This window comes from Methylobacterium sp. BI1 (assembly GCF_056680125.1).
The window spans coordinates 2,685,855-2,705,260 of record NZ_CM155267.1 but is presented as its reverse complement, the minus strand read 5'-3'; the positions used below and the strand labels follow the sequence as shown (position 1 = coordinate 2,705,260).

General features: G+C 71.3%; 17 protein-coding genes. 13 read left to right on the top strand and 4 right to left on the bottom strand.

All coding sequences use genetic code 11. The features are described from left to right. Positions 1–15: 15 nt before the first annotated feature. Positions 16–1,275: an SfnB family sulfur acquisition oxidoreductase gene (locus AC1MGR_RS12725; RefSeq protein WP_480231818.1), complete on the bottom strand. Its 1,260-nt coding sequence runs from the start codon at positions 1,273–1,275 to the stop codon at positions 16–18. Between the two features lie 46 nt (positions 1,276–1,321). Then, positions 1,322–2,437 carry a dimethylsulfone monooxygenase SfnG gene (gene sfnG, locus AC1MGR_RS12720; protein WP_480231817.1) on the bottom strand — a complete coding sequence of 372 codons (1,116 nt, stop codon included), beginning with the start codon at positions 2,435–2,437 and terminating at the stop codon, positions 1,322–1,324. 628 nt (positions 2,438–3,065) lie between these two features. Here sfnG and AC1MGR_RS12715 point away from each other — a divergent pair. The 3 genes from AC1MGR_RS12715 to AC1MGR_RS12705 all read left to right on the top strand — a co-directional run bounded on the left by AC1MGR_RS12715 (position 3,066) and on the right by AC1MGR_RS12705 (position 5,904). Beyond that, on the top strand, positions 3,066–3,494 hold the full coding sequence (locus AC1MGR_RS12715) for a response regulator (RefSeq protein ID WP_108039393.1): 429 nt from the start codon (positions 3,066–3,068) through the stop codon (positions 3,492–3,494). Positions 3,495–3,649: 155 nt separating this feature from the next. Next, positions 3,650–5,002, top strand: a complete 1,353-nt coding sequence (locus AC1MGR_RS12710) for an L-serine ammonia-lyase (protein ID WP_480231816.1) — start codon at positions 3,650–3,652, stop codon at positions 5,000–5,002. A 527-nt stretch (positions 5,003–5,529) separates the two neighbouring features. Further along, the gene (locus tag AC1MGR_RS12705; protein WP_108039397.1) at positions 5,530–5,904 is read left to right on the top strand and encodes a phospholipase A2 family protein; all 375 of its coding nucleotides are present in this window, start codon (positions 5,530–5,532) and stop codon (positions 5,902–5,904) included. Between the two features lie 46 nt (positions 5,905–5,950). Here AC1MGR_RS12705 and AC1MGR_RS12700 read toward each other — a convergent pair whose 3' ends face one another. Beyond that, positions 5,951–6,748 carry a lytic murein transglycosylase gene (locus AC1MGR_RS12700; RefSeq protein ID WP_108039399.1) on the bottom strand — a complete coding sequence of 266 codons (798 nt, stop codon included), beginning with the start codon at positions 6,746–6,748 and terminating at the stop codon, positions 5,951–5,953. A gap of 274 nt (positions 6,749–7,022) precedes the next feature. Between AC1MGR_RS12700 and AC1MGR_RS12695 the strand changes: the two genes are divergently transcribed. From AC1MGR_RS12695 to leuD, 7 genes are all read left to right on the top strand, one after another. Next, entirely contained in the window at positions 7,023–7,160 is a 138-nt protein-coding gene (locus AC1MGR_RS12695) for a hypothetical protein (protein WP_181259746.1), read from the top strand. A 534-nt stretch (positions 7,161–7,694) separates the two neighbouring features. Next, positions 7,695–8,924, top strand: coding sequence for a lytic murein transglycosylase (locus AC1MGR_RS12690; RefSeq protein WP_480231815.1), 1,230 nt, complete (start codon positions 7,695–7,697; stop codon positions 8,922–8,924). 179 nt (positions 8,925–9,103) lie between these two features. After that, positions 9,104–9,862, top strand: coding sequence for a glycosyltransferase family 32 protein (locus tag AC1MGR_RS12685; protein WP_480231814.1), 759 nt, complete (start codon positions 9,104–9,106; stop codon positions 9,860–9,862). A gap of 31 nt (positions 9,863–9,893) precedes the next feature. Beyond that, the gene (locus AC1MGR_RS12680; RefSeq protein ID WP_480231813.1) at positions 9,894–10,889 is read left to right on the top strand and encodes a glycosyltransferase family 4 protein; all 996 of its coding nucleotides are present in this window, start codon (positions 9,894–9,896) and stop codon (positions 10,887–10,889) included. A gap of 115 nt (positions 10,890–11,004) precedes the next feature. Beyond that, the gene (locus AC1MGR_RS12675) at positions 11,005–12,117 is read left to right on the top strand and encodes an NHL repeat-containing protein (RefSeq protein ID WP_480231812.1); all 1,113 of its coding nucleotides are present in this window, start codon (positions 11,005–11,007) and stop codon (positions 12,115–12,117) included. Positions 12,118–12,363: 246 nt separating this feature from the next. After that, complete coding sequence (gene leuC, locus AC1MGR_RS12670) at positions 12,364–13,794, top strand: 3-isopropylmalate dehydratase large subunit (RefSeq protein ID WP_480231811.1); 1,431 nt, start codon at positions 12,364–12,366, stop codon at positions 13,792–13,794. Positions 13,795–13,796: 2 nt separating this feature from the next. After that, positions 13,797–14,405 (top strand): 3-isopropylmalate dehydratase small subunit, encoded by a 609-nt coding sequence (gene leuD, locus AC1MGR_RS12665; RefSeq protein ID WP_480231810.1) that lies wholly within the window; start codon positions 13,797–13,799, stop codon positions 14,403–14,405. Positions 14,406–14,428: 23 nt separating this feature from the next. Here the strand turns inward: leuD and AC1MGR_RS12660 are convergent, their stop codons facing one another. Then, complete coding sequence (locus AC1MGR_RS12660; protein ID WP_480231809.1) at positions 14,429–15,526, bottom strand: branched-chain amino acid aminotransferase; 1,098 nt, start codon at positions 15,524–15,526, stop codon at positions 14,429–14,431. A 254-nt stretch (positions 15,527–15,780) separates the two neighbouring features. Between AC1MGR_RS12660 and AC1MGR_RS12655 the strand changes: the two genes are divergently transcribed. The 3 genes from AC1MGR_RS12655 (at position 15,781) to AC1MGR_RS12645 (ending at position 19,299) form a co-directional block, all read left to right on the top strand. Continuing rightward, a complete protein-coding gene (locus AC1MGR_RS12655; protein ID WP_480234783.1) occupies positions 15,781–16,227 on the top strand; it encodes a MarR family winged helix-turn-helix transcriptional regulator in 447 nt (148 codons plus the stop codon). A 103-nt stretch (positions 16,228–16,330) separates the two neighbouring features. Beyond that, entirely contained in the window at positions 16,331–17,752 is a 1,422-nt protein-coding gene (locus tag AC1MGR_RS12650) for an alpha/beta hydrolase (RefSeq protein WP_480231808.1), read from the top strand. Beyond that, a complete protein-coding gene (locus AC1MGR_RS12645) occupies positions 17,749–19,299 on the top strand; it encodes a GMC family oxidoreductase (protein WP_480231807.1) in 1,551 nt (516 codons plus the stop codon). The genes AC1MGR_RS12650 and AC1MGR_RS12645 overlap by 4 nt, the downstream gene beginning before the upstream one ends. The last annotated feature ends 107 nt before the right edge of the window (positions 19,300–19,406 follow it).

Here is a 19,406-nt window from a genome sequence, read left to right as displayed (position 1 = left end):
GGGAGGTTTTCGGAGTCAGCTCCAGGCGTGGAAGGGCGGGTTCACGCCGTTGAGGGCGTAATTGCCGACGATCGCGTATTTCCAGCGCACGGGGTCGTGGAGTGTGTGGGTGCGGGCGTTGCGCCAGTGCCGGTCGAGGTTGTGCTCGGCCAGCGTCGAGCGGGTGCCGGCGAGCTCGAACAGGGTGTTGCTGGCGCGGAGGGCGACCTCGGTGGTGAGCACCTTGGCTTCCGCCACTGCCAGCTGCGCGGTCGCCACCGTCTCGGCGTCGGGGGCGGCCACGGCGGCGTCGAGGGCGAGGCCGGCCCGGTCGAGCAGCGCCTCGGCCGCATGCAGCCGGATCGTCAGGTCGCCGACGATGCGGATGGTGTGGGGATCGTCGGAGGCGCGCTCCAGACCGCTGTCGATCCAGGGGCGGGACTTGGTGCGCACGAAATCGATGGTCTCGGCGAGCGCCGCACGAGCGATGCCGGCATCCACGGCCGCCTGAATGATCTGGAAGATCGCCCCGTCGGCGCTCGGTTGTGCGTAGCCCTTCCAGGCCGGCACCAGATGGGTCTTCGGCACGCGCACGCCCTCGATCCGCACGGTGCCGCTCGCGGTGGTGCGCTGGCCGAAGCTCGACCAGTCGTCGATCACCGTCAGGCCGGGCGCGTTGCGCTCCGCGATGGCGTACCAGGCCCGGCCCTCGGCATCGAGAGCCACGATGGGCACGAGGTGGGCGAGGAGCGCGCCGGTGGCGTAGAACTTGGTGCCGTGCACCACCACGTGGTCTCCGTCCTCCACGAAGTGGGTCCTGAAGTCGGCGGCGCGCGGCGTGCCGATCTCCGAGAAGGCGTTGCCGAACCGGGTGCCGGCCAGGACGAGGCCGAACAGCAGGGCCTTCTGGGCCTCGTCCGACACCGTGTCGATGGCGGCCACGATGCCGAGGTGGTTCTGGGCGATCTGGCCGATCGACGGGTCGGCGGCCGAGACGATGGCGATGACCTGCGCCAAGGTCGCGTAGGACAGCCCCGGCCCGCCATGGGCTCGCGGCACGTTGATCGACCACAGGCCGCTCTGCGAGAACGCGTCGAGCTCGGCCAGGGGACGGCGCCCGGTGCGGTCCCGCTCGGAGGCGCCCGTCCGGAAGGTCGCTGCCAGGGCGTGGGCGATGCGCAGGGCCTCGGCCGCGTCGCCGATGACATGGGCCGGCGCGGCCGGCCGCTTAGGGCCGGGCGCGCCGGGGGGCCAGCGCTCGGTGTCCCGCTGGGGCGGGCTGACGGCGATGTTCATGGGCTGTCTCCGGATCGGATGGCGGGTTTTCGGGGACGGGCGCGGCTCAGGCCGCCTCCGCCCGCTCGCGGCGGGCGGCCTCCAGGGCGCGGACCCGCGGGATGACGTGCTCGCCGAAATACGCGACCTCCTCCTGGAAGTGCAGGAAGGCCAGGAGGGCGAGGTCGACGCCGACGTCCTTCAGGCCCACGATGCGCTCGGCGATCTGGTCGGGCGTGCCGATCAGGTTGGTCTTGAAGCCGTCATTGTACTGGACGAGATCCTCGAAGCTCGATTTGGCCCAGTTGCCCTCGCCCTCCGGCGAAGCCTTGCCGGCGTTCTTGGCCTCGTGCCCGAAGGCCTTCACGGCGTCCGGATCGGCGTGGTCGATGATCTCCTGGAGGACGGCGCGGGCCTCTTCCTCGGTATCGCGGGCGATGACGAAGGCGTTGACCCCGACCTTCACCGCGTGGCCGTTGGCGCGCGCCTTGGCCTGGACGTCGTCGACCTGAGCCCGGATGCCCTCGGGCGTGTTGCCATTGGTGAAGTACCAGTCCGAGACCCGGGCCGCCATGTCGCGCGCCGCCCGGGACGAGCCGCCCTGGAAGATCTCCGGCTGCGGATCGGCGGGTTTCGGCTTCAGGGTGTAGTCGCTGTAGCGATAGAAATCGCCCCGGAAGGTGAAGTTATCCTGGGTCCAGATCCCCCGCAGGGCGCGGATGAACTCCTCCGAGCGGCGATAGCGCTCGTCGTGGTCGAGCCACGGCTCGCCGATGGCGCGGAACTCGCCCGAGAACCAGCCCGAGACCACGTTGATGGCGATGCGCCCCTCCGTGATCTGGCTGATGGTGGCGATCTGCTTGGCGGCGAGCGTCGGGTTCCAGGGCCCGGGCAACAGGGCGGCGATCACCTTCAGCTTGGAGGTGGCCGCCAGCAGGGCATGGCTGAAGGCGACGGACTCGTGCTGGTACTCGGCGCCGTAGCCGGCGGTGAAGCGGATCTGCGTCAGCGCGTAGTCGAACCCGGCCTCCTCCGCGATCTGGGCGAGGCGCCGGTTATAGGGCGCGTCCCAGCTCGTCCGCTGGGCGATCTTGCTGATGACCAAGCCCCCCGAGACATTGGGCACCCAGTAGGCGAAGCGGATCGGCTCGCTGCCGTCGCGAAGTCCCGTTTGATAGGCCATGGTTCCACCCCTGCATTGATCCAGCCACGCGATCCGGCAGGGCGCACGGGATGCGCGCGCCGATACCGATCGGTTGCGGACTGAATACAAAAATCAATCTACTCACGGGCTTGTGAAGACTGATAATTTTTTGGACTGTGTTTCGGTTTGTCGTTCTGTTCTTAGGATTGCGCGAAGTCGTTCTTGGGTCAAAGGAAGCAAACGGCTTTTTTCGGCCCGTACGGGAAAGCTCCTTCCCCGATCGCGGGCGCTGGCCGAAGGTTTGCTCCATCGGCCGAGACGCGGGGCGGGATCGCCCGCCCGGCCTCGATCCGGAGGATGCGAAGGCCTGCAAGGAGCCGCTCGGTGTGATTTTTATCCAGGGGGTGCCCTGATTCCGGGCGGCTAGCGGGGGCGAAATCCAGTCCAATCGGGCTGCCTGCTTGAAGCGCTACCTTTTCAGGCAGGTCGATGCTGATAAGGTGGGCATCTTCCGCAAATTGCCGATCTTGTGTGCTTGTAGATCGAATGGGTGTTGCCTCGTGAAACCGGTCGTTTAAGGACGCGTTAACTGGTCGATCCTACGGTCGCGCCACCGTCCACTTGAAAGCCGAAGCGCGCGAGATCGGTTTACCCAGGAAGTTCACGCATGATGGCCGCGTCCCGCCAACCGCTCGTGGTTCTCCTCGCCGGAGACGAGTTGACCCGCTCCATCACCACGAGCTGCCTGGAGATGTCGGGCTACGCGGTGCTCGGCGCGCGCACGGCCGGTGAGGTCGAGAGTCTGCTCCTCGCCCAGACCGGCGAGCGCCGGGTCGACGTGCTGGTGACCGATGCCGACGTGCGCGACACGGTGGACGGCCTCTCGCTCGCCGGCGTCGCCCGCTGTCTCGATCCGACGGTCGGTGTCGTCTACACCGCCCGCTCACTGCGCCGGCTCGACGCCGAGGTCCTGGAGCCGGGGGCCCTGCGCCTGCGCACGCCCTATCACGGGCATCAGCTCGTCGCTTTAGTCGCCGAGCTTCTGGCCTCGGCCGTCGACCGGACCGATACCGATTACGACCGCGCGGCGGCCTGATCCGCCGAACGGCGGCGTGGATTGAGGATGCGCGGCCCAGGCCCGGCAGTGTATCAGGCGGGGCGCCGCCTCCCGGCCGGCGCCCCGCCCGCATCGTGGCAAGCGGTGGCGCGGTTCCTGCCCGGGCGTCAGTCCCATCCGGAACGCGAGAGCCGATGATCAGCGCCTTCGACCTCTTCAAGATCGGGATCGGCCCATCGAGTTCGCACACCGTCGGCCCGATGGTGGCGGCGCTCCGCTTCCGCACGCGGACGGCGGAACTGCCCGGGCTCGCCCGTATCCAGGCCGAGATCTTCGGCTCCCTGGCCTGGACGGGACGCGGGCACGGCACCGACACGGCGATCTTCCTCGGACTCCTCGGCCACGACCCCCGATCCGTCGACCCGGACGGAGTGGCCGGCCTCGTCGCGACGCTCGCCGCCGAGCGGCGGCTGGCTCCCACGGGCCCGGCCTTCGACCCGGCCGCGGACCTCGCGTTCAACTTCACCGACGTGCTGCCCCTGCACACCAACGGCCTGCGCTTTCGCGCCCTCGATGCCGCCGGCGCGATCCTCGACAGCGAGATCTACTACTCCATCGGCGGTGGTTTCGTGGTGACGGAGGCCGAGGCGCAAGGGGCGGCGGGTGCGGAGGCGAATTGCCCCTTAGCCTATGCCAGCGCCGCCGGCCTCCTCGCCCTCTGTGTCGGCGAGGGCCTGACCATCGCCGAGGTGCAGTTCGCCAACGAGTGCGGCACCCGCACCCCGGAGGCGGTGGAGACCGGCCTCGATGCCATCCGCGACGCGATGTTCGCCTGCATCGACCGGGGTCTGCGCCAGGACGGGGAGCTGCCCGGCGGCCTCAAGGTGCGCCGCCGCGCCAAGCGGCTGCACGACGACCTCACCGCCGGGCGCCTGCGCAACGCGCGCGCCGCCCACGAGATCGTGGACTGGATCAGCCTCTACGCCCTGGCGGTGAACGAGGAGAACGCGGCGGGTGGTCGGGTCGTGACGGCGCCCACCAACGGCGCGGCCGGGATCGTTCCGGCCGTCCTGCGCTACGCCCGGGACTTCTGCCCCGACTGGTCGGAGGCCCGCGCCCGCGAATTCCTGCTCACCGCCGCGGCGGTGGGCGGCCTGATCAAGACCCGTGCGTCGATCTCGGGGGCCGAGGTCGGCTGTCAGGGGGAGGTCGGCTCGGCGGCCGCGATGGCGGCGGCGGGCCTCGCGGCCTTCCTCGGCGGCAGTCCGGCCCAGGTGGAGAACGCCGCCGAGATCGCGATGGAGCACCATCTCGGCATGACCTGCGATCCCATCGGCGGGCTCGTGCAGATCCCCTGCATCGAGCGCAACGCCTTCGGGGCCAACAAGGCGGTGGTGGCCGCCTCCCTGGCCCTGCGGGGCGACGGCATTCACCGCGTCACCCTCGACGAGGTCATCGAGACCATGCGCCAGACCGGCCACGACATGCAGGCGAAGTACAAGGAGACCTCCCTCGGCGGCCTCGCGGTGAACGTCGCCGCCTGCTGAGGCTGCCGAGAAAAGGAACGATCTGGTTTCCTAGCTGCGTGGGATTCGCTTCAAGGGCAGTCCGACCCGCGGCACATGCCGTGACCTGACGGCCAAGGTCCTGTCGCGACCAGCTGCGCTCACGCGTGAGCTTGGCAATTCGTCGCTGGTACGGACGGAATGCACCGCGAAATCTATGGAACGCAGCGGTTCCGATACGGTTGTAACGCCCGAGGGGTCTACCGGACGGCGGAGGCGGCCAGCGCATGCGGGCCGCATTCGGTCCGTCCTGCCAAGACGCGGGACCGTGCTACCATGACCTTCGCCGCCCTGACCTGCCCATCGCCGAGCATCGGAACCGCTGGCTTCCGGCCGGATCGCGCCCGGGCGCTCCTGCAGGACGCTGCCCCGTCCTGAGCGGGCCGCACTCCGCCGCCTTCGGGCGTGCGCCGCTCCCGCGTCGGCACCGCCACGCGTCCGGCGGGCGCAATCCGAGCGCTTTATCGCCCCGCGCTTTCCCGACCCCATTCCCTGACCGGAGACCCGCCATGCGGACCCTGACGCTCGCCCTTCTCCTCGGAGCCGTCACCCTCGCCACGCCCCTCGCCGCCCAGGACCTGACGGGTCCGGGTCAGACGCCGCGCCCGACCCTTCTCATGCACGGGCACTATTGCGGCCCCGGCAACGACGGCATGGATGTGGCCCCGATCGATGCGCTGGATGCCGCGTGCCGCAGGCACGACGCCTGCACGCCCGACGGAGGCCTGCCCTCCTGCGGCTGCAACCGCGCCCTCAAGCGCGATGCCGGCCGGGTGGCGGCGAGCCCGCGGGAGCCGCAGGACCTGCGCGCCCTCGCGGGTCTCGTGGCGGGCGCGACCGACCTGATGCTCTGCAGCGACGACGTCGCCGGGCTTCGGCCCTGAGGCCCGACCGCGCTCCGCGCCGGAGCGCGGTGCGCGGGTGGTCCGGCTAGCGGGCGTCGATGCGCTCGCCGAGCAGCGCGATGGCGCGCTGGTAGACGGAGGCGGCGTTCCAGCCTTGGATCGCGGCGAAGTTCGGCTCGCCCGGCTGGTAGCCGGCACCCGCGCGCCAGCCATGGCCCTTGAGGAAGTTCGCGGTGGAGTTCAGGGCGTTGGCGCTGCTGTCGAGGCTGCCGCCGACGCCGTAGTTCAGGACGTTCTTGGGCAGGAACTGGGTGTGGCCGACCTCGCCGTGGGCCGCGCCCCGGGTGCTCGCGGTCAGCACGCCGCGATCCACCAGGGTGAGGGCGGCGTAGAGCTGGTCGGTGAAGTAGGCCGAGCGGCGGCAATCGTAGGCCAGCGTCGCCACCGCCGAGAGCGTGTTCACGTTGCCCTTCACCGCGCCGAAGCCCGTCTCCATGCCCCAGATCGCCAGGAGCGGGCCGGGCGGCACGCCGTAGCGCTGCTCGATCGAATCGAACAGGGCGGCGTTCTGCGCCTTCAGGGCCCGGCCGCGGGACACGATGGTGTTGCCGCCGCGCTTGGCCAGGAACTGGTCGAGGGAGAGCTTGAAGCTCTTCTGGCCGCGATCGGCCGAAATCGTCGCCGTCGAGTAGGACGTGCCCATCAGGGCGGCGAGGCTCGCGGCGCTGGCCCGTCCGCGCGCCTCCTCGGCGAATTCGCGCTTCCAGGCCTCGAAGCCGGCCGCGTTGTTGCCGCACTGCGCCGCGTTCGCCCCGCCCGTCGCACAGACGAGCGCCGCGAAGGCCGCCGCGATCCACGGCGTCCGATACCCACGTCCGATCATGTCAAAACTCCCTGGCCGCGCGACGCCGCCCCGGGGCCGCACGGATCGATGGTGACCCCTTGCGCGGAGCAAGGCGGCAAACGCGGCCGTGAGTCGAGCCTCATTGCGGCAATTTTGCTTGCGAACCGGGCCACAGAGATCACTTCCCCGCGTTTGGTTACGCAGAGGTGTCCGAATGTATCGCCCAGCCTCGCGTCGGCCTCGCTGACGGGACGGTCCGGACCCTGCAGTTCAGCCCAAGACGAACGTCGAACTGTCCCGGGCCGCATCGATCATGTTCCGCTTCAAGACACGCCGTCCTGGTTCGAACCGGCGCCCGCCCCTGGCGCTGGTGCTCGTTCTCTGTGCGACGGCCCTTCTCCTGTGGTGGCCGATCTTGGCGCTCAGCGAGACGCCGGTCTGGTTCTGGTGAAGCCGTCGCGCGGTCAGGGGTCGTCGGAGCGGACGCGCAGATAGGCGCCGAGCACGTAGCCCGCCTGCAGGGCGCTGAGATGGGCGAGCAGGACGAGCCCGCCGACGGCGGAGGCATCCCCCCCGGGCGATCCGGACCGCGACCGACAGGACGACCACGAGGCAGGATAGGCCGATGGCGGTCATGACCCGGCTGTAGAAACCGACCGCGATCCCGCTCACGAACAGGATCAGCGCAATCAGCATCGGCCGCCTCGTGCTCGATCACGCCGGGTCCGGCAACGCATAATGGTCCTCCCTCGCCCGATCATCGACGCGCAGCGCCGGCTGCGCAACGGTCGGTTGATGCAGCCGCCACGCCAGTGCCCCCGCTCACCAGGCGGCCCGCGAAGGGCGAGGCGTCGCCAGGGGACGCTTCCGCCCTCCGATCGGCGACGCTAGGCTCCCGGCGGAACGAGGAAGGGAGACGACCCGCATGTGGTGCTGCCAGCGACGCTCCGGGGGTTTGCTCGGGCCTGCCGCCGCGATCTCACTCATGGCCGCCCTGTTCCTGCTTTCGGGCGCGGGTCGTACCGCGTCGGCCGAAACCGCGGCCCCCGCCGCGGGTGCCGCATCCGGGGGCGAGGCGCAACCCCTCCCCTTCACGCTGTGCACCGGCGCGATCGCCGCCGAGGCCGAGGCGCGCGGGGTTCCCGCGCGGGTGGCGGACGGCCTGCGCGCGCTCGCCCCCGATGCCCAGGTGACCGCCGCGCCCCAGGGCCAGGCAGAATTCGTGACGCCGATCTGGTCCTACCTCGATGCCAACCTCACGGAGGCGCGGATCGCCGAGGGCCGGCGCAAGCTGGCGGAGTGGTCCGCGACCTTCGACGCCATCGAGGCCCGATACGGCGTCGACCGCTTCATCCTGGCGGCGTTCTGGGGGGTCGAATCGACCTACGGCAGCGTTCTTGAGAATCCCGGGATCGTCCGGCCGGTCCTGCGCTCCCTGGCGACGCTGGCCTGCACCGAGACGGCGCGGGCGCCCTACTGGCGCGCGGAGCTGATCGCCGCCCTGGAAATCCAGGCCCAGGACAAGGCCCCGCCCGAGCCGCTCACCGGCTCCTGGGCCGGGGCCATGGGCCACACCCAGTTCATGCCGACCATCTACCAGACCTACGCGGTGGATTTCGACGGGGACGGCCGGCGGGACATCTGGACTTCGGTGCCGGACGCCCTCGCCTCGACGGCCAACTACCTGGTGGCGATGGGCTGGCGCTCCGGCGCGCGCTGGGGCAGCGAGGCGCGGCTGCCGGAGGGGTTCGACCTCGCCCTGGCCGACGAGACCACGGAGCGAACCCTCGCAGACTGGCGCGAACGCGACGTGATCCCGGTTCAGCCGCTGGCGGAGGCGGGCGGTCCGGCGACGCTGATCCTGCCGGCGGGCGCGCGCGGTCCGGCCTTCCTGCTCCAGCCAAATTTCCGGGTCATCCTGCGCTACAACACCGCCCTCGCCTACGCGCTCAGCGTGGCGCACCTGTCCGACCGCCTGCGCGGTGAGCCGGGCTTCACCAGGGACTGGCCGCGCGACGCGGTGATGCCGAGTGCCGGCGACGTCCGGGCGCTGCAACTGCGCCTCGCCGAGCGCGGGTTTCCGGCCGGCGGCGCCGACGGCAAGATCGGTCCCCGGACGCGGGCGGCGATCCGTGCCTACCAGGCCGCCAACGGCCTGCCCCCCGACGGCTACGCCGATGCCCCGCTGCGGGAGCGGATCCTGGCCTCTCCGTGACCCGGATCGGATTTAGCGGTGGTCGCGCCGGAGGGGTCGCGATAGAGCAGCCCCGGGGAACCGAGGCCGCGCCGCGGCGAGAGGGAAGGCTTTAAGAGGGAATGAGTCGATCCGCGGCCATGCCCGTTGCGCCCGAGCGAACGCCACCGAGGACCATCGTCACTTACTGGGAAGGGCCGGTGACCTGGCTCGAGCGACTCAGTGCGGCCTCGATCGTCGCGGCCGGGCACCCGCTCCACATCTACGCGCACGATGTCGCCGCCCTGCGCGCGCAGGGGCTGCCCGGCACGGTGATCGATGCCCGCGAGGGGATCGGCCCGAATTACATGGCGGATCTCTATCGTAGCCGCGGGGTCCTCGCCTTCTACGCCGACTATCTGCGCCTGAGCCTGATCCGCGACGGCAAGGGCATCTGGTCTGACCTCGACTGCGTTTTCCAGTGCCCCCTCGAGACGCCCGCCGGGGCGGCCGAGTACCTGTTCGGCTGGCTCAACGCGAGCCGCCTCAACAACGCGATCCTGTCGGCCCCTCCGGAGTCCGAGCTCGTCACCCGCTACTGGGACGCGATCTCGACGGTGCCGATCCGGGCGCCGTGGGCCACCGGACACATCCGGGTCAAGCGCCGCCTCGAACTGCTGGTCGGCAAGCGCATCCCGTTCCACCCGGAGCGCCTGGCGATCGGCCCGCGCGCCCTCACCTACTTCGTGCGCAAGCTCCGCCTGGAGGGCCATGCCCGGGCGCGGTCGGTGTTCTATCCCCTCGGCGACGACGACGCCCACCTCCTGACCGAGGCGGACGACCGGGCGGCGCGCGCGCGCATCGGGCCCGAGACGGTTTCGGTACATGCCTGGCGCGGCAAGCTCTGGTCGATCGGCCGGGATGCGCCCCCGCCGCCCACCTCCTGGCTCGGCCAGCAGGCCCGGAGCCTCGGCCTCTGACCGGCCGGACACGCGATCCCTGGAGAAGTCGATGCGTCGGGTCCTGTTCATCTGCGCGACGCCGGTGGCCTTCGGCCTCGACACGCCGCCCGAGATCGGCCTCGGCGGGATCGAGAGCACGAACATCGCGCTGTCCCGCGCCCTGGCCCGGCGCGGCTGGGCGGTGACCCTGGCCACGCGCCGAAGCGGGACCGTGGAGCGGGACGGCGTCCGCAACATTCCCCTCGGCGAGGCGGCGGCCTGCGAGGCCGACGCGGTGGTCACCAGCAACGATCCCCGCCCGCTCCGTGCCCATCCGGGCCGGCGCGGCATCGTCTGGGTCCACAATCCGCTGAACCTCGAGAAATCCGTGCGCAAGGGCTACCTCCTGCCCTTCCTGTCGCTGCGGCCCGAAGCGGTCTTCGTCGGAACCCTCGCGGCGCGGATCATGTCGCCGCTCTATCCCTTCCGGCGCCGCCACGTCGTCCCGCACGGTGTCTCGCCCGTCTTCCTGACGCCCGAGCCGACCCGGGGCGGCAGCCGGGACTTCGTCTACGCCTCCCAACCCCAGCGCGGCCTCGACCGCATGCTGCGGCTCTGGCGCAACGCCGCGCCCCTGATTGCCTCGGGCGCGAAGCTCCACGTCTTCGGATCCGAACAGCCCGACTCGCCCGACGATCGCGGCCCGGTCGTGTTCCATCCCCGTCGCGGTGCCGCCGCTCTTGCGGCGTTCTACGGCACGGCACGCGCCATGGTCTGCCCCGGCTCCCCCGACGAGACCTTCTGCCTCGCGGCGGCGGAGGCCCAGGCCATGGGGCTGCCGGTGGTGACCGCCGGCATCGGCGCCCTCGCCGAGCGGGTCCAGCACGGGGTGAACGGCTGGATCGCCGGGACGGATGCGGCCTTCGCCGAGGCCGTCGTGAGCCTCGCCACCCAGGACGATCTCTGGTCGGAGCTCAGCGCCGGCGCGCTCCTGCAGCGCCAAGCCCTGACCTGGGAGCGGGCGGCCATCCTGTGGGAGGCGGTCCTGCAGCGCCCGGCCGGGTGACAGATCCGGGTCGGCGACACGCCTCCCTCCCACCGCGACTGGACGCCTCCCCGCGGGGCGCGAATACTGTGTTCAAGACGCGGTCGACAAGACCGGACGACATCGGGAGGAAAGCATGAGGCTTCGGCTTGGTCTGGCCGCGCTCGCGGTCGCGTGGGCGGGTGTGGCGTGTTCGGATCCGCTGACCTTCCAGGTCGATCCGGCCTGGCCGAAACCGCTGCCCAACCAGTGGATCATGGGTCAGGCCTCGGGCGTCGCCGTCGATGCGCAGGACAACATCTGGGTGGTGCAGCGCCCGCGCACCCTCACCGACGACGAGAAGGCCGCGAGCCTGTCGCCGCCGCGCACCAAGTGCTGCCGCCCCGCGCCGCCCGTGCTGGTCTTCGACCAATCCGGCACCCTGATCCGCAGCTGGGGTGGCGCCGGCGAGGGCTACGACTGGCCCCAGAACGAGCACGGCATCCACATCGACCACAAGGGCTTCGTCTGGCTGGCCGGGAACGGCGACACCGACGGGCAGATCCTTAAGTTCACCGCCGACGGCCGCTTCGTCCTGCAGATCGGCAAGCAGGGCCCGCAGACCAACAGCCTCGACACCACGCGGCTCGGCAAGCCGGCCGCGATGCAGGTCGACCCCGAGACGAATGAGCTCTACGTCGCCGACGGCTACTTCAACCACCGGGTCATCGTGTTCGATGCCGAGACGGGGGCGTTCAAGCGGATGTGGGGCGCCTACGGCAAACCGCCCACGGACGAGACCCTGCCGGCCTACGATCCGGCGGCGGCTCCGGCCCAGCAGTTCCGCAATCCGGTCCACTGCGTGCAGATCGCCCGCGACGGCCTGGTCTACGTCTGCGACCGCACCAACGACCGGGTCCAAGTCTTCCGCCGCGACGGCAGCTTCGTGAAGGAGTTCTTCGTCGAGAAGAACACCCGCGCCAACGGCTCCGTCTGGGAGCTGGCGCTCTGGCCCGATGCCGAGCAGAGCTACCTCCTCAATGCGGACGGGGCCAACAACGAGGTCCGTACGCTCAGCCGCGAGACCGGCGAGGTGCTTGGCGCCTTCGGTCGCAACGGTCGCATGGCGGGCGACTTCCACTGGGTCCACAACCTCGCGGTGGACAGCCACGGCAACGTCTTCACCACCGAGGTCGACACCGGCAAGCGCGCCCAGAAGTTCCTGTTCCGGGGCGACATGATCCTGCGCAAGCGCGCCGCCCTGCCCTGATCCCTCGGGGACGGCGGATCTGGGCTTCGGTCAAGCGCCGCGCAGGCTTGAGCACTGCGCAATCTTGCCGATCCGGGCCCCGCTTTGATCAAGCGAAGCCCGAATGCGTTCGTCCGGCGGGCTCTATCCGAATCCCCCGGCATCGCCCGATGCCGCATCGGCATTGGCCTCGCAGCTCTGGATCGGGTTCAGTCCCGGGCGCGTTTTCCGTTTGAACCCAGTCCCGCCGAGCCCGAGAGGCGATCGATGCAGGCCCGCACCCTCTACGACAAGCTGGTGGACGCCCACACCGTGTGCCGCCTCGACGACGCCGAGGGCCCCGGGGCCAGCGTTCTTCTCTACGTCGATCGCACCGTGCTCAACGAGTACACCAGCCCGCAGGCCTTCAGCGGCCTGCGGGCCGCCGGCCGCGGGGTCTGGCGGCCGGAGGCCGCCCTGGCGGTGGTCGACCACGTCAACCCCACGGCGGCCCAGCGCGTCGCCGCCATGCCCGATCCCGGCGGGGCGCGGCAGGTCGCCTATTTCGACGAGAACTGCCGGGATTTCGGGATCGAGCTCCTCGACGTGCTGCACCCGCTCCAGGGCATCGAGCACGTGGTCGCCCCCGAGCAGGGCTTCGTCCTGCCGGGCATGATCGTGGCCGCGGGCGACAGCCACACCACCACCTACGGGGCGCTGGGCGCCCTTGGCTTCGGCATCGGCACCTCGGATATCGAGCACTACCTCGCCACCCAGACCCTGGTGTACCGCCGGATGAAGACCCTGCGGGTCACGGTCTCGGGCTCCCTGGCGCCGGGCGTCACCGCCAAGGACGTGGTCATGGCCCTGATCCGCCGGATCGGCGCCGATGGAGCGACGGGCTACGCCGTCGAGTTCGCGGGCCCCGCCGTGGAGGCGCTGTCCGTCGAGGGACGCATGACGATCTGCAACATGGCCGTCGAGTGCGGCGCCCGCGGCGTCGTCATGGCGCCCGACCGGACCGTACTGGACTACTTGGCGGACAAGCCCCGCGCGCCGAAGGGCGCGCTGTGGGAGGCCGCCGCGGCCCATTGGCTGACGCTGTGCAGCGACGACGGGGCGGCGTTCGACCGCGAGGTCGCCCTCGACGCCGCCGCGATCGAGCCGATGGTGACCTGGGGCACCAGTCCGGACCAGGCCGGCCCGGTCAACGGCTATGTGCCCGATCCGGCGGCCGAGCCCGATCCGGCCCGGCGCCGGGACATGGTCCGGGCTTTGGCCTACATGGACCTGGTCCCGGGCACGCCCCTCGAGGCCATCCCGATCCAGCGCGCCTTCATCGGCTCCTGCACCAACGCCCGGCTCTCCGACCTGCGGGAGGCCGCCGCCCTGGTGCGCGGCCGGCGGGTCGCGCCCGGGGTCCAGGCCATGGTGGTGCCGGGCTCCTCCAGCGTGCGCCGGGACGCGGAGGCCGAGGGGCTCGACCGGATTTTTCGCGATGCCGGCTTCGAGTGGCGCCAGTCCGGCTGCTCGATGTGCCTGGCCATGAACGACGACGTGCTGGCGCCGGGCGAGCGCTGCGCCTCCAGCACCAACCGCAACTTCGAGGGACGTCAGGGCGCGGGCGGGCGCACCCACCTGATGAGCCCCGCCATGGTGGCGGCCGCGGCCATCGCCGGCCACCTCACCGACAGCCGCCGCCTCGCCCCGGAGAGCTGAGCATGGAGCCGTTCACGATCGTCTCGGGCCCGGCCGCCGGCCTGCCCGGGGCCAACATCGACACCGACGTCATCATGCCCAAGCAGTTCCTCAAGGGGATCGACCGCGCGGGCCTGGGGGCGGCCACCTTCCACGACCTGCGCTATGCCGGCCTCGGCCGGCCGCGCCCGGACTTCGTCCTCAACCGGCCCGAATGGCAGGGCGCCTGCACCCTCGTAGTCGGCCCGAATTTCGGCTGCGGCTCGTCGCGCGAGCACGCGGTCTGGGGCCTGCTCCAGGGCGGCATCCGCGCGGTCGTCGGTACCAGCTTCGCCGGGATCTTCGCCGACAACGCCGCCAACAATGGCCTGTTGCTGATCGAGCTGGCGCCCGCAGCCGTCGCCGAACTGGCGGCCCGGGCCGCCGATCCCGCCCGCAACTGCATGACGATCGACCTGCCGGCCCAGACCATCACCACCGCGGACGGCGCGGTGCAGGGCTTCGACATCCCGGCCCGGCGCAAGGATCACCTCGTCCGGGGCCTCGATGCGATCGGCGCCACCCTCGACCACGCGGAGGCGATCCGGGCGTTCCAGGCCCGGCACCTCGCGGCCCAGCCCTGGCTCGCCTGAGCGGGGCTTCGACCGCCGTCCGTTCAGTACACCCGCGTGACCCAGCCGTGCGGATCAGGGGCGTTGCCGCGCTGGATGTCCACGAGGGCCGAGCGCAGGCGCTTCGTCACCGGGCCGGCGACGTTGTCCGAGACCGAGAACTCGCCGTCCGCGCTGCGCACGGTGCCCACCGGCGTGATGACGGCGGCGGTGCCGCAGGCGAAGACCTCGCGCAGGCGCCCGCTGGCGGCATCCGCCTTCCAGTCGTCGATGGAATAGGGCCGCTCGGCGACGGCGATGCCGTCGGCCTTGGCCAGGGTCAGGATCGAGTCGCGGGTGATGCCCGACAGGATGGTGTCGCTGAGCGGCGGGGTGAGCATCGAGCCGTCGTCGAAGACGAAGAAGATGTTCATGCCGCCGAGCTCCTCGACCCAGCGGCGCTCGACCGCGTCGAGGAACACCACCTGGGCGCAGCCATGCTCCACGGCCGCCGCCTGGGCGCGCAGGCTGGCGGCGTAGTTGCCGCCGCACTTGGCCGCGCCGGTGCCGCCGGGGGCCGCGCGGGTCTGGTCCCGCGAGACCCAGACGGTCACGGTCTCGGAGCCGCCCTTGAAGTAGGCGCCCACCGCCGAGGCGATGACGAGGTACAGGTATTCCGAGGACGGCTTGACCCCGAGGAACACCTCGCTGGCGATCATGAAGGGGCGCAGGTACAGGCTGCCGCCCTCGCTCGACGGGATCCAGTCGCGGTCGGCGCTGACGAGCTGCTTGACCGACTCCACGAAGACGGCGTCGGGCAGGGGCGGCATGGCCAGGCGCTCGGCCGAGCGCCGGAAGCGCAGGGCGTTGGCCTCCGGCCTGAACAGGGCGGCGCCGCCATCGGCGGTGCGATAGGCCTTCAGCCCCTCGAAGATCTCCTGGGCGTAGTGCAGCACCGCCGCCGCCGGATCGAGGGCGATCGGCGCGCGCGCCTCGACGCGGGCATCGTGCCAGCCGCGCCCCTCGGCATAGCGGATCGTCACCATGTGGTCGGTGAACACCCGCCCGAAGCCGGGATCCACGAGGAGCTCGGCCCGGCGCTCCGGGGAGACGGGCGAGGCATGCGGCTGCGTGGTGAAGGAGAGGTCGTCGGGGGCGCTCATCGTCAGTCCTTACTTACGTCTCGTCGGATCAATCAAGGGCCGGTGCGGCGCCAGCCACGGCGCGGGCCGCCGGGTTCCTCCGGACGACGAGACGTGTGCCGGTGCCCTGATACGACGATGTCCGCTTGCGATCAAACAGCTTGCATCCTAATAATACGCAAACGAAAAGAGAGTCGGATCGTCCACCGGTCGGTGCCGAAGGAGCCTCGCGCGTGACGCCCCGAAAACCGCCCGCGGATCCGTCGCCGGTCGATGTGCCGTCCGGCCCCAGCCTGGACCAGCTCCGCCTCGCCTACACCCACACCCTGCTGCTCACGGGCCGGCACTGGCGCCGTGCCGCCAATGCCGTGATGGAGGCGCACGGCCTCTCGGACGCCACCGCGGTCCCGCTGATCATGATCGCCCGCCTCGACGGGGCTCCTCGCCAGAACGCCCTCGCGGAGGCCGTCGGCATCGAGGGCCCGTCGCTGGTCCGTCTCCTCGACCAGCTCTGCGAGGCCGGTCTCGCGGTCCGCCGCGAGGACCCCACCGACCGCCGGGCCAAGGTGCTCAGCCTGACGCCCGACGGCACGGCCGTGGTCGCCCGCATGGAGGCCGACCTCGCCCGCCTGCGCGCCACGGTCTTCGCCGAGGTCAGCACCGCCGATCTCGAGGCGAGCCTGCGCGTCTTCGCCGCTCTGCAGGCCACCGCCTCCCGCTGAAGGACGCGCAGCCGTCGCGGGCGTTCGTTCCGTCGCCGGGCTGCTGCCGAACGCCGCGTCCCCGATGACTTGAACGGACGGCGTCGCGCGCTCTTTCCGGCCCATGCCTATCGAATCCATATCTATCGAATCATCCGGCCGGCCGGTCTTATATTGCCTTCATTATCTCGGCGGCAGCGCCGGGACTTTCGACCGGGTCGCACAACACCTCGCGGACGCGGCGACCTGCATCGCCCTCGACCTCCCGGGCTTCGGCGCGGACGGCGCCGATCCGGGCCGGGACGTCGCCGTGATGGCGGAGGGCGTGGCCGCCCGGATCCGCGCGGATGCGCCCGGCTGCTGGATGCTGGCCGGCAACAGCATGGGCGCCAAGGTCGCCCTGGCGGTCGCCCGGCAGGCGGAGGACGGCGCACCCGGTCTCGAAGGCCTGGCGGGCCTCGTGCTCATGGCGGGCTCGCCGCCCTCCCCCGAGCCCATGGGCGAGGACAAGCGCGCCGCCATGATCGCCTGGATCGACGCCGATCCCGCGACCCGGCAGCGGGAGGCCGAGGCCTTCGTGACGGCTAACGTTGCGACACCTCTTGACCCTGACCGGATGGCGCGAACGGTGGCGGATGTCCTGCGGGCCAGCCCCGACGCCTGGAGGCTCTGGCTCGCCGCGGGCAGCCGCGAGGATTGGTGCGCCCGCATCGGCGTGCTGCGCAGCCCGGCGATCCTCCTGGCGGGGGCGGAGGATGCCGATCTCGGCCCCGCGGCCCAGGCTGCCCTGACGGCGCCGCACCTGGCTCACCATCGCCTCGTGACCCTGCAGAAGACCGGACACCTCATCCCCCTGGAGCGCCCTGAAGCGGTGGCCGAGGCGGTGCGCAGCCTCGCGGCCGGAGCGGTCCCGACGGCGGCCGAGGCACCCGCGCTCCCGGACGCCTACGCCGCCCTGATCCGATCCGATCGCGTGAATGCCTGCCTGCGCGCGGCCCTGCTGCAGCGGGCCGAGCCCGATGATCCGGCCTACCAGCCCGGTGCCCTCGATCCGGTCGGCCTCGCCATCCTGCGCGCCGCCTGCGCCCGGGTGCTGCCGCAGGACGCCCCCGGGACCATCGATTTCGCCGCCCGCATCGACGCCCGGCTGGCGAGCGGGGCGGGAGACGGCTGGCGCTTCGCCCAGCTTCCCCCCGATCCGGAGGCCTACCGGCGGGCCCTCAGGACCCTGGACGCTGCAGCCCGCGCCGCACACGACGCGCCCTTCGTCGCCCTCGAGGCCGAGGCGCAGGACGCGCTGCTCGGGAGCCTGGAGTCGGGGGCGGTCTCCGGTGACCTCGACGCGGAGCAGATGGGCTGCTGGTTCGAGGACCTGCGCGCGGACGTGGCCCGCACCTATCTCGCCCACCCCGTCGCCCTGGCCCGCATGAACTTCAGCGGCATCGGCGCGGGTGGCGACACCGAACCCCTGCCCGGCTTCCACGCGGTCGGCATCGACCAGCGCGAGGCCTGGGAACCGAACGCCTCCGTGGAGACCACCCGATGAACCTCGATGCGATGCGTCGCCACGTGATCTCCGAGACCGTCGACGCGGTGGTGATCGGGACCGGTGCCGGCGGTGCGCCCCTGCTGGCGCGCCTCGCCCAGGCCGGCCTCTCCTGCGTCGCCCTGGAGGCGGGGCCGAACTTCGACCCGAAGGGATTCGCCTTCGACGAGACCCTGGCCGACGAGATCTACTGGACCGAGGAGCGCATCAGCGGCGGCTCGACGCCCGAGGCCTTCGGCGGCAACAACAGCGGCACCGGCGTCGGCGGCTCGACCCTGCACTGGGGCGCCTTCACGCCCCGGGCCGATGCCCGCGACCTGCGCCTCCACAGCGAGACCGGCGAGGGCGTCGACTGGCCCCTGGACTATGCCGAGCTGGTGCCGTTCTACGAGCGCGTCGAGGCCTCCATCGGCGTCTCCGGCCCGGCCGCCTATCCGTGGGACGCGTTGCGCACCTATCCCCTCGGTCCCGTCGCTCGCAATGCCCCGGCTCAGGCCATGGCGAGCGCCTGCCAGGCGCTCGGCGTGCGCTACGCCGATGCGCCGGCGGCCGTGGTCTCGCGCGCCTTCGCGCAGGAGCACGGCCCGACCCGGCCCGGCTGCATCAATTGCGGCTACTGCCACCAGGGCTGCCGCACCGGCGCCAAGACCAGCATGGACGTCACCTACCTGCCCCTCGCCGTGCATCACGGTGCCGAGATCCGGGCGGAGGCCCGGGTGCATGGCATCGAGCGCGCCAAAGACGGCCGGGTGACGGCGGTGATCTACCGCCAGGGCGGCGTCGACCATCGCCAGCCCTGCCGCAACGTCTTCCTCTGCGCCGGCTCGGTGGAATCCGCGCGCCTCCTGCTGCATCTCGACCTCGCCAACGGCAGCGGCCAAGTCGGGCGCAACTACATGGGCCACGTCGCCACCCAGGTCTGGGGCACCTTCGAGCCCGAGATGCGGATGAACAAGGGCTATCCCTCCTCGCTCATCACCGAGGACATGATCCGCCCGGCCGATGCGGACTTCGCCGGCGGCTACCTCGTCCAGAGCCTCGGCGTGGTGCCTCTGACCTTCGCCAACTCCCTGGCGCGGGGCCGCAAGCTCTGGGGCCGGGCCCTGGCCGACCAGCTCGCCCGCTACAACCACATGGCCGGGATCGGCATCAACGGCGAGACCCTGCCCTGCGACGCCAACGTGCTCACCTTGTCCGACGAGGTCGACGCGCTGGGCATGCGTAAGGCCGCGATCAGCTTCGGCTACAGCCAGAACGAGACCCGCCTCAACGCCCACGCGACCCGGTTCCTGAACCAGGTCTGGGAGGCAGCGGGGGCCAAGGATCTCTGGACCCTGGAGCGCGTCGCTCACACCATCGGCACCTGCCGCATGGGCCGCGACGGCGATACGGCGGTGGTCGATCCCGTTGGCCGCAGCTTCGAGGTCCCGAACCTCTGGATCTGCGACGGCTCGACCTTCCCGAGTTCGCTCGCCGCCAATCCGGCCCTGACGATCATGGCGCTGAGCCTGCGCAGCGCGGAGGCGTTCCTGAAAGCGGGGCGCTAGAGGCCGACCCGGCGCAAGCGAAGGCTCAAGCGATCGCTTGCGCCACTACGCCCGGGAGGCCACCCGTCACCCGAGCGTCGGCGAGCGCGAGGTCCCGACTCATCGTA